The organism is Asticcacaulis sp. MM231, from assembly GCF_964186625.1.
Classification (GTDB): Bacteria; Pseudomonadota; Alphaproteobacteria; order Caulobacterales; family Caulobacteraceae; genus Asticcacaulis.
In genome coordinates this window covers 2,572,501-2,585,606 of the sequence record NZ_OZ075108.1, presented here as the reverse complement: position 1 = coordinate 2,585,606, position 13,106 = coordinate 2,572,501, and the positions used below count along the sequence as shown (strand labels likewise).

At 58.8% G+C, this 13,106-nt stretch carries 14 protein-coding genes and 1 pseudogene; 2 read left to right on the top strand and 13 right to left on the bottom strand.

What is annotated here, in order from left to right:
* Positions 1-8: 8 nt before the first annotated feature.
* From ABQ278_RS12705 to ABQ278_RS12675, 7 genes are all read right to left on the bottom strand, one after another.
* Entirely contained in the window at positions 9-347 is a 339-nt protein-coding gene (locus ABQ278_RS12705) for a VOC family protein (protein WP_349319926.1), read from the bottom strand.
* Positions 348-359: 12 nt separating this feature from the next.
* Complete coding sequence (locus tag ABQ278_RS12700) at positions 360-1,007, bottom strand: 50S ribosomal protein L11 methyltransferase (RefSeq protein ID WP_349319925.1); 648 nt, start codon at positions 1,005-1,007, stop codon at positions 360-362.
* Positions 1,007-1,822, bottom strand: a complete 816-nt coding sequence (locus ABQ278_RS12695) for a PdaC/SigV domain-containing protein (protein ID WP_349319924.1) — start codon at positions 1,820-1,822, stop codon at positions 1,007-1,009. Before ABQ278_RS12695 ends, ABQ278_RS12700 begins: the two co-directional genes overlap by 1 nt.
* A gap of 8 nt (positions 1,823-1,830) precedes the next feature.
* On the bottom strand, positions 1,831-2,712 hold the full coding sequence (ubiA, locus tag ABQ278_RS12690; protein WP_349319923.1) for a 4-hydroxybenzoate octaprenyltransferase: 882 nt from the start codon (positions 2,710-2,712) through the stop codon (positions 1,831-1,833).
* A gap of 227 nt (positions 2,713-2,939) precedes the next feature.
* Positions 2,940-3,548: a hypothetical protein gene (locus tag ABQ278_RS12685; protein WP_349319922.1), complete on the bottom strand. Its 609-nt coding sequence runs from the start codon at positions 3,546-3,548 to the stop codon at positions 2,940-2,942.
* Positions 3,549-3,695: 147 nt separating this feature from the next.
* Positions 3,696-4,481, bottom strand: a complete 786-nt coding sequence (gene ppk2, locus ABQ278_RS12680) for a polyphosphate kinase 2 (protein WP_349319921.1) — start codon at positions 4,479-4,481, stop codon at positions 3,696-3,698.
* Positions 4,482-4,533: 52 nt separating this feature from the next.
* Positions 4,534-5,127, bottom strand: a complete 594-nt coding sequence (locus tag ABQ278_RS12675) for a PAS domain-containing protein (RefSeq protein WP_349319920.1) — start codon at positions 5,125-5,127, stop codon at positions 4,534-4,536.
* Between the two features lie 151 nt (positions 5,128-5,278).
* On the opposite strand from ABQ278_RS12675, the gene ABQ278_RS12670 reads away from it, so the two are divergent.
* On the top strand, positions 5,279-6,088 hold the full coding sequence (locus ABQ278_RS12670) for a hypothetical protein (RefSeq protein WP_349319919.1): 810 nt from the start codon (positions 5,279-5,281) through the stop codon (positions 6,086-6,088).
* A gap of 67 nt (positions 6,089-6,155) precedes the next feature.
* On the opposite strand, the gene ABQ278_RS12665 is transcribed toward ABQ278_RS12670, so the two are convergent.
* The 6 genes and pseudogenes from ABQ278_RS12665 to hfaA form a co-directional block, all read right to left on the bottom strand.
* Complete coding sequence (locus tag ABQ278_RS12665) at positions 6,156-8,591, bottom strand: insulinase family protein (protein ID WP_349319918.1); 2,436 nt, start codon at positions 8,589-8,591, stop codon at positions 6,156-6,158.
* Positions 8,548-9,066 carry an insulinase family protein gene (locus ABQ278_RS12660; protein ID WP_349319917.1) on the bottom strand — a complete coding sequence of 173 codons (519 nt, stop codon included), beginning with the start codon at positions 9,064-9,066 and terminating at the stop codon, positions 8,548-8,550. Before ABQ278_RS12660 ends, ABQ278_RS12665 begins: the two co-directional genes overlap by 44 nt.
* Positions 9,067-9,135: 69 nt before the next feature.
* Positions 9,136-9,387, bottom strand: a complete 252-nt coding sequence (locus ABQ278_RS12655; protein ID WP_349319916.1) for a hypothetical protein — start codon at positions 9,385-9,387, stop codon at positions 9,136-9,138.
* 74 nt (positions 9,388-9,461) lie between these two features.
* Positions 9,462-10,748 (bottom strand): holdfast anchor protein HfaD, encoded by a 1,287-nt coding sequence (gene hfaD, locus ABQ278_RS12650; RefSeq protein ID WP_349319915.1) that lies wholly within the window; start codon positions 10,746-10,748, stop codon positions 9,462-9,464.
* The gene (gene hfaB, locus ABQ278_RS12645) at positions 10,633-11,691 is read right to left on the bottom strand and encodes a holdfast anchoring protein HfaB (protein WP_349322162.1); all 1,059 of its coding nucleotides are present in this window, start codon (positions 11,689-11,691) and stop codon (positions 10,633-10,635) included. The genes hfaD and hfaB overlap by 116 nt, the downstream gene beginning before the upstream one ends.
* Positions 11,692-11,696: 5 nt before the next feature.
* Positions 11,697-12,067: pseudogene (hfaA, locus tag ABQ278_RS12640) on the bottom strand (holdfast anchoring protein HfaA).
* 322 nt (positions 12,068-12,389) lie between these two features.
* Here hfaA and ABQ278_RS12635 point away from each other — a divergent pair.
* Complete coding sequence (locus ABQ278_RS12635) at positions 12,390-13,085, top strand: rhomboid family intramembrane serine protease (protein ID WP_349319914.1); 696 nt, start codon at positions 12,390-12,392, stop codon at positions 13,083-13,085.
* Positions 13,086-13,106 lie beyond the last annotated feature (21 nt).

Below are 13,106 nucleotides of genomic sequence, written 5' to 3'. Positions count from 1 at the left end.
AAATGCCTCTACTTATCTGACCAGACACCCAGTTCATTACCGGAAGGATCACGAAAATGAAAGCGACGTCCGCCGGGGAAATCGAAGATCGCCAGCGTGATCTCGGCGCCTTGCGCCTCGACCTGCGCGAGTGAGGCTTCGAGATTGTCACTATATAGGATCACCAGCGGCTTGGCGGAAGAACTGTCGGCGTCAAAGCCGCCATCGATGCCGGCATCGGCCAGCGCCGCATAGGTCGGGCCGTAGTCGATAAAGCTCCAGCCGAAGGCCTTGCTGTAAAAGTCTTTCAGCGGGTTGAGATCGCCGCCGGGAAATTCGATGTAGTCGATCTTGTGGTGCGCAGGCATTCAGGCGTTTCCTTAAGGGTTCAGTTTCCAGACACTTGCCGGCTTCAGCGCGCGGTCTTCGATATCGGCATTGGTGATGATGTCGTAAGCGGCCAGTCGGGTCAGGCCATCCTTGGGGAAGTAGGTCCGGTGCGGGTCACCGATATAGACCTCTATAGATTGCCGCGCGGCGCGGCGAAAATATGTCAGCATGGCGTCAGTCATCGCTTTTTCATAGCATATATCACCGGCCAGAATGACATCGATCTCCGGCAGCGGGCCGTCAAGCAGATCATCGCCTGTGAAGGCGAGCGTGACATCATTGAGCGCTGCATTAAGTGCAACCGCTGCTTCCGCATAAGGATCGATATCGTTGCACAGCACGCTTTCAGCGTCAGCCCGCATGGCGGCGATCCCGACCAGGCCGGAGCCGCAGGCGATATCGAGTACACGCTTGCCTTGGACAATAGCCGGGTGCGCGGCGACATATTTCGCCAGAGCCTGACCGCCCGACCAGGCGAAGGCCCAGAAGGGCGGCGCCAGCCGTTCCTGTACCAGATTCTGCTCGGTCATCAGCCACAGCGGCGTCACTTCGTCAGCCTGATAGAGGCGCATTTCTGGCAGGCTGGGCACAGGCAGCACACGGGTCTGGTTCCGAATAAAGGCTTGCTTATCGGGCATTACGGCTTGGAGACCGGCTTTGCCAGCGCCTCCGCCTTGACGGCTTCCCCGCCAAACTGGCTGGCAAATTCAGGCGCGATGAGGCCCGTCAGCATGGCCTGCGGCACGTGAATTTCATAGGCCCCCTCGGCATAGGGACCGACATCATAAGGCGCGTAGAGCGCGCCAATAGCGCCGATCTTGCCCGTTTGGACGGATGGAAGCAGGATCAGGCGGCTCTCGGCGAATTTAGGGCAGGCAAAACCGGAACCGCCCTGCGTGATCGGCTCGCCGGCGCGTTTGGAGCGCGCGGCTTCGATCTGGCGGCAAACGTAGGAATTGATCGGTTTGAAATCGGCGCCGGGCGCAAACAGGTGCGAAGCCGACAGCAGATCCTTGCCGGTCTTGTCCCACAGAAGCGTCTGAAAGGTATGGTTGGGGTGGGCGCCGCCCTGAAAATCATCTTCCTCGGCGAAAAGCGACACAAGCCGCTCGCTCTGGGCCGATATCTTCCAGTCGATCGCATGGGAATAGGGCGGCTCAATGAAGCCATCGGAGCTGTTTTGCGCATGGTCCTTGCGCGCTTGGTCGATAAAGGCGGTCAGGGTCGCTACACCTTCCTGATAGAGGCGCGCGTGCAGTTCGGGATAGAGCTTGATAGGATCGGGCAGAGACAGGCGGACATCTACATCGGCGTCCGACTTGGCGAAGCTCATCGGCGCCGCGACGACCGGCGGCGCACCCGGCGCGGCTTCGTCCTTGGGTTTCTTATGGCACGCCGAAACCGTGACCAGCGTCAGCAGAACCAGCCCGGCGAATTTTAGCGTATGCGTCATGCCGTTCCCTATAGCAGGCTGGTGAAGTGGACCGCCAGCAGGCTGAAAAACCAGATCAGGCCGGTGGTGCGGTTGGATTTGAACAGTTTCAGCGCCTGGGCGCTGTCCCAGCCGTCTCCGTGTGCGTTCGGCCGCAGGCGAACGACCTGCCAGAAAAGATGCGCCGTTACGAGCAAAAGTCCACCAAAAAAGAGGCTAGGAAGATTGGCGTAATAAGCCGCGACGCCGGTCAGGGCCGAGGCCAGGCCATAGAAGATGCTGACGCCGTTGACGGTGTTCTTGCCAAGGGCGCGGGCACTCGACTTGACGCCGATCATAGCGTCATCCTCGATATCCTGCAGGGCGTAGATGGTATCATAGCCCAGCGTCCAGAAGATCAGGCCGGCGTAGAAGAGGATCGCGGGCAGGGTCAGGGTGCCGGTGATGGTGGCGTAGCCCATCAGGAAGCCCCAGTTGAAGGTCAGGCCCAGCCAGGCCTGCGGCCACCAGGTGATGCGCTTCATGAAGGGATAGGCGGCGACGAGCAGAAGCGAGCCAACGCCAAGGAGGATGGTAACGAGACCAAGCTGGATCAGGATCAGGAAGCTGATCAGCGAGCACGCGGCGGCGAAGGCGAGTGCCTGTTTCGGCGTAATCTGGCCGGCGGGAATGGGGCGGCTGCGGGTGCGCTCGACCTTGGCGTCGATATCGCGATCGACGAAATCATTGAAGGCGCAGCCGGCGGCGCGCATCAGCACCGAGCCGATGGCGAACAGCAGCAGCTTGTACCATGGGAAATGATCGCGCAGGACGTCCTGCGGCGGCAGAACCGCCGCGATTCCATTGACGTTAAGTGTGAAGAACGGGTGCGCGATGGCGAAGGCAAGTCCCATGGCGCCGGGCAGGAACAAAAGCCAGATGCCGATAGGGCGATCCAGCCGGCCAAGCTTCAGCCACGGCTGGAATTTCGGCGGGGCGTAACGGTCGACCCAGTTGAGTTTGGCGGCATCGGGGAGCGGGGCGTGAGCAGGAGTTTTTCATGCCCTGTTGATGAACCGAGCGATTGCAATTGTCGAGTGGATTTTGTGGCGATCAGCGCGCGCTGTCAAGCAAACGGGTCAAGGGCCTGTGGCCCTTGTTAAGCCCGGCGCTTGTGCAGCAGCGAGCGGTCCTTGCGCACCTGGCTGGCAGGGATAACACGGGCGAACGGACGCATGCCGAACAGGCTGTCCTCCATGCCGGTTTCAAGGATATCGCCGCGCTTGGGTGCTTTCAGAAACAGGTCTTCCATCGGCGTGATGACGTAAAGCCCTGCCGGCACATAGACCAGAACCAGACCTTCGTTCTTGGGCATGACCTCGGACCAGATTTTGAGCTGGTCATAATAGTGCGGACGGCGCCAGTCGTTGGGGCGATCGGGATCGACATCGACGGCGAGGGTGGTGCCGTTGGGTTCAAGGCGCAATACAAAGCCGGCGTGATCGGGGCGCCATACGCCATTCATGTCGTCGTGCTTGAGCCACAGGCACTTGAATTCCTGGCAAAGAGTTGGGTGCAGGCCCCATACGCCGCAGCCGCCTTCGGGGCGCACGTTGAAGCAGGTGTGACCGGCCTTCTTTTCCAGATCCGGGATATCGTAGACCTTGCAGCACAGGTTGCAGTCGCCGCATTCTTTCAGCTTCGCACGCTTGGCGGGCGGCGCCTTCTGGCTGTCATCATGGTACGCTTCATGCGTGACGTGCGGCATCTTAAGACCCTGAACCTTTTGTCCAGTACTGCCGGCCCTTTTGCCTGCAGAACGGCTGGAAGGGTGTCAAATCAGAGTCAACAAACGGTTACTTTAACCTTTTATTTTTCAATATTTTGAACGGCGATTCGATGTTCTCGGCCTGTTCTATTTCCTGAGTGACTTGCGGCCTTCGATAACCTCGTCATAAGAAAAAACAATCGCCGGATCAGGGGCAGCGACATCTTCCGAAGCGTGCGGGCAGGCCAGCACCTTGAGGACATGACGCAGAATATGTTCGCGCGCCTTCACCTTGCTGTCGGTAGCCACGCATATCCATGGGCCATGTTCATGGTGTGAACGGCGCAGCATATCGTCCCTGGCTGCGGAATAGTCTTCCCAGCGATCCTGGGCCACCTGATCTAGGTCACTGACCTTGAGCTTCTTGCGTGGGTCGGAACGACGGTCATCAAGACGCTGCTTTTGTTCGTCACGCGAAATATCGAGCCACAGCTTGATCAGGGTGATTCCGCTGCGCACGATCATGCTTTCAAAATCCGGCACGTCGCGGATGAAGGTTTCCTGCTGATCCGGTGTAGAGAAGCCCATGACCCTCTCGACGCCGGCGCGATTGTACCATGACCGGTTATAGACCACCCATTCGCCGGTGGAGGGCAGGCGGTTGACGTAGCGCTGAAACCACCAGGCGCCCTTGTCAAAATCTGTAGGCTTTGGCAGGGCGATGACATGTGTGTTGCGCACCGACAGGCATTCGGTTAGGCGCTTGATGGCGCCGTCCTTGCCGGCGGCGTCACGGCCTTCCAGCAGGATGCAGACTTTCTGGCCATTCGCCATGGTCCAGATCTGGGTGTCGACCAGGTCAATCTGCAACTGCTCCAGACGCGCCTCGGCAGCTTTTTTTTGGGAACGCTTGTCGTCTTCGGATTTGGACATGGGGGCCTCTATATAATGACAGCCCCATACCTTGCGCTGAACATATAAAGAATCAAGCTATTCGACGGCCTTCCGAGGCTATGAGGCGCAGATGGGCTGCCTTGATGTCAGCGTCGGGAGCATAAAGCTTTGATGCCACAAGCGTGTACTGGCCGAGCCAGCCGTTAGGATTGCGCGGTGCCGCACAGGTAGTCTGGTAAATGCCAACCATACGATCGACCTTGCCGTAGCGGTTCACCATGGGACACAGACAGATTTCAAAGGTCACTGTCTCAGTTTGGAACAGGTCGGCGTCTTCCGGTTCCATGTCCGAAGTCTGCGTCTTCCAGGGCGCGCTGAGGGTCAGCACGATGGGCTGTTCACGCCTGCGGCTGATGCCGAGCGTGGTGCCGATCGTATCGACGAAGGCTGGACAGAAAAGATCAAGAAAAGACGTATCCTTCAGTTCATAGCCATGTAAGGAACGTAAAAAGCCGCCTGACAAGCGAAAACGGTGGCCTGGCGCCGCCGTGGAGATCATGATCATCTGCGGTATCAGGCTCTTGAGGCGAGCCGGATCAAAGCTGTCCCGTGAGGGCGCCTTATCCGGGCTTGCCTGAAGGCCGCGCCAGTAGTTTAAGAATGAAACTGTGCTGGAATGGGGCACGGTGGTCTCCTTTGCCCCTGTAAAAGGCAAGATTGTTGCCGTGATTGTCCATTTTGAAGCGTTTTCCACGGTTGATTTAATCAAAAGGCAAGTTTGGCGCGGTATGGTTCTTGCTCATGATCGGGCTAGAATAGCCAAGAGGAATGTTTTGATGCGCGCTATGTTTGCAAAATTTGTTACCGTCCTTCTGGGCGTCAGCATGCTGGCCTTTGCCGGCCAGGCCATGGCCTGTGCCACCGGCTGCACGCCCCCGAAGCCGCCCAGCGTCCCGACGAACCCTAATCCGCCCCACACGCCCTGCACGAGTTGCGGTGGTGGTCACGGCGGCGGCAAGACCACGGTCGATGTCAATGTCAATGTTCGCGCCAACGCGTCCGGTTCGGCCTCGGCCGGGGCCACCTATTATGGCGGTGGTTACAGCAACTGGTCGCAGACCCCCGGTTACCCACAGGCTGCGGGCGGCCTCAATGTGATCACCGGCGACGCAGCGGCTTTTGAATCCTATTCGGAACAAAAGAGCTTCACCCGCCAGACCATCATTCAGGCTAGCTGCATCGACGACACCGGCGTGCCGCACCCGGCGTCGCAGGTCTTTTCGGGCCGTGACATCGCCAACGGTTATCGCGGCGAAGTCTATCGCTGCATCGCCGGCACCCACATGCAGTGGACCTATGCCGACTATGACGGCTCGAAGATCAATTTCGATGGCGGCAAGAACATGACCTGCGCCAAGAACGAGGCCCTGTGGTTCGAGAACGGCGCCCTGACCTGCAAGGTGCAAACTCCGCAGCGCCAGTGCAACGAGCGCTCGCTGCTGCGTCGTTTTGGTGTCGGCATCAAGATCCTGACCCTGACGCGCACTGAGACGATCACCAAGCAACGTCAGATCGCTTCGGCGCAGAGCTCTTCGAGCTCAACTGTGATGAGCTTCGATGGCGGCGTCGGCGGCTTCGTCCAGTAAGCTATTGGATATAAAAAAAGCGCATAAAACTGAAAACCCCGCAGGTCACCTGCGGGGTTTTTGTTTCTTACTTCGCGGCGGTCGCTTCCGCCGTCGCCGCCGGTTTGATCTGGATACGCACGGCCTTGCTCATGTCGAGATATTGCGCGGCCAGGCGCTGGATATCAGCCGCTGTCACCGCCTGGTACTGTTCGCGGCGATTGCGGATATAGTCGAGCTTGCGCGGATCAGCGGTTGAGCCGGGCAGGGCACCGGCCCAGTAGGTATTGGTTTTCAGGTCGGTGTCCATCCGGTCGAGCAGCGGTTTTTTTGCGCGCAGCAGTTCGTCATCGCTAACCGGCCTGGTCTTCAGTTCGGCAACGATCTCCGAAAGGGTGTCATAGAAGGCCTGATCGTCCTCCGGCTTCACCTGCGCCACGGCGCTGAGATAACCAAAGCCCGGGAAGGTCTGCGAGTAATAGTTGCTGGCGTAGGGGCTGTAGCTCAGGCGCTTCTTTTCGCGCACGATATCGGTCAGTCGCAGCGACATCACTTCAGCCAACACAGTCAGGGCGCGGGCGCGTTGGGTATCCGAGGTGAAATCAGCGCTTGGCCAGGCGACATAGCTCAAATCCTGATCGGCGCGTCCCTGATGCTCGAAGACCTGTTTGAGGTTTTGTGTCGGGAAATGCAGGGTCAGGCCATCGGCCGGGATCACCGGTTTGTCGGCGCGCTTGGCCAGCGTAGCGAAGGTCTTGGCGATTTGTCCTTCCGCCTCGGTTTCGCTAATGTCGCCGACAATGGTAATCTCGATAGGGCCCGTTTTGAGCTGGCGATCGACCAGTGCCTTGACCTGCTCATTCTTCGTGGCGAGGAAATCGGCCTGAGACGGCATGGTGTAACGCGGATCATTATCGCGCAGGACGGCGCTGCCCTTCATCTGGAAGACGCCGCCGGGTGTTGAATTGAGCGAGTTGTAATAGTCGGGGATGAACGCCTTGAGGCGCTCGAAAGCGTCATTGCTGTAGGCCGCGTCGGTGGTGAAGGCCATCAGGACTTCCATCTGCGTGGCGAAGTCAGCCTTGGTGGTGCCGCCGGAAAGCGTGGTGGCATCTTCACCGAGGCCTAAGCCGACGCCATATATCTTGCCGGTCAGGCTGTCCTTCAGTTCCGAAGCGGTCAGCTTGCCGAGGCCGCCTTCCTGCAGATCTGATACGGAGGCGGCGAAGACCGGCGGTTTGGAGGCCGGCGATAGCGAACTCAAGCCACCGGCGAAGCGGACGGTGATGCCGATTTCATCGGTCTTGAAGTCCGTGGTCTTGATGGTGGCGCGCACGCCATTGGCATAGGTAAGCTGGGTGATGCCGAGGTCATTAATGTCCTCCCGCTTGATCACCTTGCCCGGTGTGCCGAAGCTCGTATAGGGCCACGGCTTGTTGGCGCGCGCTTCCGAAGCCGTCATGTGTGCGGCCTGCACCTGCTTATAGGTATCGAGGAAGGCCTTCTTGTCGAAATCGCCGAGCGTTGGGCCTTCGTGCCACAGCAGCGGACCGTCGCCGGCAAACAAGGGCTTGATGCCGTCGTTGAGGGTGGCCAGCGTGATCTTAGGCTTCATGGCGACGAAATAGTCCCAGTCTTGCTGGGGCGAGGTGAAGACATCGCCATCGGCCATGGAGTTGACAAGGGCTTCGGACAGATCGCGGCTGTTGCGCGTCTTGGCGCCTTGCAAGGCCTGCTTGAAGTAGGTTTCGATATCGCTGAGCGCGCGGTCGAGTTCGGCCTGATCGGCGCCGAATTCGGCATACTGGCGCACCGTAGTATAAGCAGCGATAAAGGCGTCCTTCTCGCGGCCGGGCTTGGGCGTGATCGAAAGCTGCGTCACCTTGGCGGTATGGTCGATATCGTCGTGCGCGATGGTAGCCGAGGCGAAGGGGGTATCGGGCAGCTTGGCCTGACGCTCCAGACGTTCGTTGAGGATCTGGGTGCGGATGCCATTGAGGAAATCGATATTGGCGCTGGCATAGGTCTGGTAGGTTTCGGTGAGGGGCGCTGCCCATGTCAGGCTCAGTTCGGTGCGCAAGCCCTTTTCGGTATAGACTTCCGAGATGACGCCCTTGGGCTTGTAGGCGCCGAAATCGGTGACGCGGATGGGCGCGGCCGGCTTTTGCCAGTCGGCGAACTTTGTCTTGATCTTGCCTTCCATGGCGTCAGGGTCAAAATCCCCGACGACCACGAGGGTGGCCTGTTCTGGGCGGTAGAAGTGGTTGTAATAGTCAACGAAGCGGTCGCGCTTGGCGTTGCTGATAATGTCGGTCAGGCCGATGGGCAGGCGGACGGCGTATTTCTGGTTGCTGAAGGCGGCGGTGGCCCACTTCATATAGGCGTGACGGCCGGGGCTGTCGCTGGCGCGTTCTTCACCCAGGATAACGCCGCGCTCACGATCGATGGCGCCGTCGTCCAGCGACAGATTGCCAGCGGTTTCACGCATCAGGAACAGGCCGGTGTCGAGATCGTCCTCGGCCACCTTGGGCAGGTCGAGTTCGTAAACCGTCTCGCTGAAATCCTGTATGCGCGTTGGTATCGGCGCCGAACGACAGCCCGTGGCGTTCGAGAATCTTGACCATGTCGCCTTCGGCCACGTTCTTCGAGCCGTTAAACGCCATGTGTTCGAGGAAGTGGGCCAGGCCCTGCTGGCTGTCGTCCTCCATTAGCGATCCGCCATTGAAGCGCAGTCGGATCGAGGCGGTGCCGGGAGGCGTAGCGTTTTTCAGGATGATGTAGGTCATGCCATTTGGCAGCTTACCGAAGTGCACGGCCGGATCGGCCTTAATGTCGGAATGGTTTTGCGCGAAATCCAGTCCCTTGCTGATGTCGATGGCCGTGCCGATGGCAGGTGCGGAGACGGTGGGCGTGTCGGCATGGGCGCTGATCGGCGTCAGGGCGGTCGTGGTCAGGGCCGCGACGGCAAAGGCGGTCAGCAGGGTTTTCTTTATCAGCATAGGTGCGCTCCGGTTTGATGGAAGGACACTGCCGCAGGATTGCGTCTGAAGAAAGGGGAATTTGGTTGATTAACTTTTGTTAAGGTTGCGCCTGCGGGCAATGCGATATGCCAGAAAGATGAGGAAGGCCAATGCTGGCAGCGCAATCGCAAAACTGGTAATGACAAAGTGTCGCTGATCGGAATAGCACTTGGCTATTTCGTCAGGTGAAATGGCTACGCCGCAATCACCGAAAACTAGCAGGGAAAGAAGACCAAGAAAAAATAAGGGCAATGCACCGACCAGGTTAAGCCATATGGCAATGACCAGAATGATGTTCACGTATGAGATGTGCCGACAAGAAAAAAAGCGCCACCTGAAGATGACGCGCTTTTAAATCGACTTCGCCGAAAGTTTTAGTTGCCGACGTAGAAGGTGGCGCTGTTGCCTGTGGCGCGTGCGGTCGAGACAATCGTGCGTCCGCGACCGACGCTGGCGGTTGCCGTGGCGTTGACGTCGGAATTGTTGACCTGCGTGTTGCTGACGCCCATGTCGGCCTGACATTCGGCGCAGGCATAGGCCACCGCCTGATTGCCGACCGCATCGGCGGTGACATAGCCATCCCAGCCGGTGGCGCCCTCGAACGAAGCGACCACGTCTACCCCGCCGGATGACAGCTGGTTGTTGTCAAGGCGAACATAGATGTCGTTATTGCCGGCGGAAACCTGGTTGCCGATGCCCGAAGCGGTGGCGTAGGCCTGACCGTATTCGTCGGCCTGAATCACAGCCTGTGACTGGACGAGGCCGCTTTGCGTCTGGTCATTTGTCACGACGAGCGAGCCGCCCTGGTTTTCCAGATTGACGTTGTTGCCGAGGGCGGTCGAATTGGCCTGCATGTTCCAGACATTGCCGGCATAAACTTCGGCGCGGGCCTGGGTCATGGCTGAAGCCGTCTGGGTGACATCATGCTCTTGTGAGCCGCGATCATCACTATAGGCGGTGTAAGCGTTGTTGGTCGCCGACGCGTTATACGCATTGGGCGAGGGCGAGTAATGCACAGTCGCCGACACGTTGGAGCGTGCTTCGGTGGACGAGGTCTGGACAGCCGTCGAATCGAGGCGACCGTTGGTTGCCTCATAGGCGGTGTGGTTGACCTCGGTGATGGCATTGCCTTCGCCGCTGACATAGATGGCGTTATTCGGCGCATTAACCTCGGTTATGGCTTCGACGCGATCGGCGGTAGAAATCTGCTGTGTATCGGCGGTCAGGTGACCAGTCTTGGTGACTCCGGAAGCATAGTTGCCGATGCCTTGGCTCAAAGCATACACCGGTGTACCGAGCGACAGGTCTTCGTCCCCGGAATTGGTGCCGGTAATCGTCGTGGTCGCCGTCGTGCGACCACTCAGAAACTGATACGAATAGAGCGTCGCGTCATAGGTGTCGTTACCGGTCTGAACGCTGTTGGCGGTGGCATAGGTGTCCGCACGCGTCAGGCCGTCGTTCTGCACCACATTCAGAGTCTGGTTCGCGGCAATGACACCGGTCTGCGTCTGATTGTTGGTCCATTCCCCGTCGGGGATGGTCTGACTAGTAGCGGGAACCGCCGTCAGAAGAACTGTAGCCAGCGTCGTGCTCAGCAGGGCCGCGACGCTTGTCGCCAGCGATGTTTTGCCAACGGCTCGGTTCTGCGCGCGTACCAGCATTGTTCGTCTCCAGATTGTCGTAGGCCGGGGTCAGGCCGCCCGTGGCGCCCAGGGTGTCGTTGTAGAGGAAATCGTTTTGCGGATCGAGACAGACGTCCGGACCGGAAGCGCCGTAAAGATTGGCCATGAATTCCAGCGTGGCGCGTTCGATCATGGCGCGCACGGCGAGTTGCATGGGCTCAAGTGCGCCCTGGCCGCCGCTGATGTCGAAGATGTTGCCGTTCAGCACGTCGAACACGCCGGCCTTCACTTCTTTACCAACGATCTGCTTCTGGTAGGAGATCACATCAACCACTTCCAGCGTGCGGGTATCGACGAGGCGCAGATCGAGCGCAACATTCATCACCAGCGTGCGGCCGTAGAACAGGCCCTTAACGCCAGTCGTAGAACTTTCGCCAGCATAGGCGTCCACGCCGGAAGAGCGGATATTGTTGTTCAGTTCGGTGATGCCGCCGACGATGAAGAAGTCTGAACCGGCCACCTGACCGGCCATGATCTTGCGGTAATCAGCCGGCTGCGTCGGGTTGGAAACCGGCGCGTCGGTGATAAGCTTGTTGTTGGCATACTTCAGTTCCAGTTCTCCGACCGAAGTGTCGAAACGCTCGACCTGACGGGCGCCGGCCTTGGCCAGGGCGGTCATCGCCATCAGCGAGGCGCCCTGAGTGATTTCGCGGCCACCGTCGAGTGAGGCGCGACCGGTGTAATCGGAGATACGACCAACGGCGAGACGCGGCGAGGCCAGACGGTGCGAGCGGGCATAGCCGCCGAGGCAGACCAGAGCGTCCGAATAGGCGGTCGGGTTGGCTGTCACCGGTGCTTTGCCGATAGGGGTCTTGTAATTGCCTGCGGCATTAACGCTCGGCGTGGTCATGCAGCCGGTGAGGGCAACTGCCATCGCCGCGGCGCTGATCAGGCCAAACAGAGCGGGTTTGCGGATTTGCATGGTCATCAGAAGTTTACCTGTCCGTTGAGTGTTCCCTGGTCGCCAGTAACGGTCGTTCCGTTGGCGGTCGCAGTGACATTGCCGTTGTTGGTTTGGGTCGAGTTGATGATCACGGTGTTGTAGTTACCCTGAACAGTGACCTGGAGATTGTTGCCGATGGCCGAGGCGCCGCCCAGCGCGCCTGCGCCTGAATAAGAGTCGCCGGCGCCAGAGTTTTTGAATAGGAATAGACGCTGTTATCGCTGCCGATCGACATGACGCCGTCCACTATGACGCGATTACCATTGGAGTCGCGCGTCGAAGGATCGATGGCCGTTTGCATCTGGTGCAGGCTGAGGCCGTAACCCGCCTGATAGGAGGCTGAAGTGGTGCTCATGGTCTGGGCCTGCGCGCCGGCTCCTAGGCTGGCCATGCCGGCTAAGGTCAGGATAGATACTTTACGTAACGGCATTAGGTTCGCTCCGCTGTCCGGGCCGATACGCCGCGGATACGGCCGACGACCAGCAATTTGGATGCCACTGTCCGTTACAACCCTAAAAAATAGGTGTATTTTTCCTAAAATGACGCATTAAATTCATTTATATAGGCTTTTTGCCTGTCACCGGCGCGCATCACCTCTGTTAAAAGGGGAAAACTGCGGGCATATATAACCAAATTGAACCACTTTTGATCTCGCAGTTTCTGAGAAGTCCCGAAATATGACAGACGGCCCTGAACCCGAAGTGCCTGAAAACACGCAACGCCACAGGGAGCCTGCTTTTAACGCGCCTTTAATGGTGGTGGTCCTGCCGGTTTTGATGATCGGGGCCTATTGGCTGCAAATATCCGGCGGTCCTGCGCTCGAAGGCGCGCTGCTTGATAATTTTGCCCTGTCGCCGATCCTGTTGCGTCAGGGGCATTTCGAGCTGCTGTTAACGCATATCTTCCTGCACGGGAGCTGGACGCATGTTCTGTTCAATGCTGGCGCCTGCCTGATCTTCGCCACGCCGGTGGTGAGAGCCTTTGGTAAGGGAATTGGCGCCGGTCTATCCTTCTTTGCCTTCTTCTTTCTATGCGGCATCGCGGCAGGCCTTGGTTTTTGCCTTCTGAATCTAATGTCCAGTATGCCGGTAGTGGGAGCATCGGGAGCGATCTACGGACTGATCGGCGCCTCTACGCGCATTATAGGTGCGCGTGGTGCGGGGCGTGTGCTGCCGTTAATGAGCCGCCATGTCCTGACGACAAGTGCGGTGTGGTGTGGGCTTAATCTGCTGCCGGCCCTGCTGCCGTTCCTGCCGGGCGGGGAGGGGGTTGTCATCGCCTGGCAGGCGCACATTATAGGTTTTCTCTTCGGTGTGCTGGTGATCGGCCACTGGTTACATGCGTTTCACCCGCGATTCTTCACGACAAATTGACCCTCCCGACGCGCATGTGAA

What these genes read in the sequence shown, in the direction of transcription:
- ABQ278_RS12705 (WP_349319926.1), bottom strand. Translation starts at nt 347, where the DNA reads ATGCCTGCGCACCACAAGATCGACTACATCGAATTTCCCGGCGGCGAT.
- ABQ278_RS12700 (WP_349319925.1), bottom strand. Translation starts at nt 1,007, where the DNA reads ATGCCCGATAAGCAAGCCTTTATTCGGAACCAGACCCGTGTGCTGCCT.
- ABQ278_RS12695 (WP_349319924.1), bottom strand. Translation starts at nt 1,822, where the DNA reads ATGACGCATACGCTAAAATTCGCCGGGCTGGTTCTGCTGACGCTGGTC.
- ABQ278_RS12685 (WP_349319922.1), bottom strand. Translation starts at nt 3,548, where the DNA reads ATGCCGCACGTCACGCATGAAGCGTACCATGATGACAGCCAGAAGGCG.
- ppk2 (WP_349319921.1), bottom strand. Translation starts at nt 4,481, where the DNA reads ATGTCCAAATCCGAAGACGACAAGCGTTCCCAAAAAAAAGCTGCCGAG.
- ABQ278_RS12670 (WP_349319919.1), top strand. Translation starts at nt 5,279, where the DNA reads ATGCGCGCTATGTTTGCAAAATTTGTTACCGTCCTTCTGGGCGTCAGC.
- ABQ278_RS12660 (WP_349319917.1), bottom strand. Translation starts at nt 9,066, where the DNA reads ATGCTGATAAAGAAAACCCTGCTGACCGCCTTTGCCGTCGCGGCCCTG.
- hfaD (WP_349319915.1), bottom strand. Translation starts at nt 10,748, where the DNA reads ATGCTGGTACGCGCGCAGAACCGAGCCGTTGGCAAAACATCGCTGGCG.
- hfaB (WP_349322162.1), bottom strand. Translation starts at nt 11,691, where the DNA reads ATGCAAATCCGCAAACCCGCTCTGTTTGGCCTGATCAGCGCCGCGGCG.
- ABQ278_RS12635 (WP_349319914.1), top strand. Translation starts at nt 12,390, where the DNA reads ATGACAGACGGCCCTGAACCCGAAGTGCCTGAAAACACGCAACGCCAC.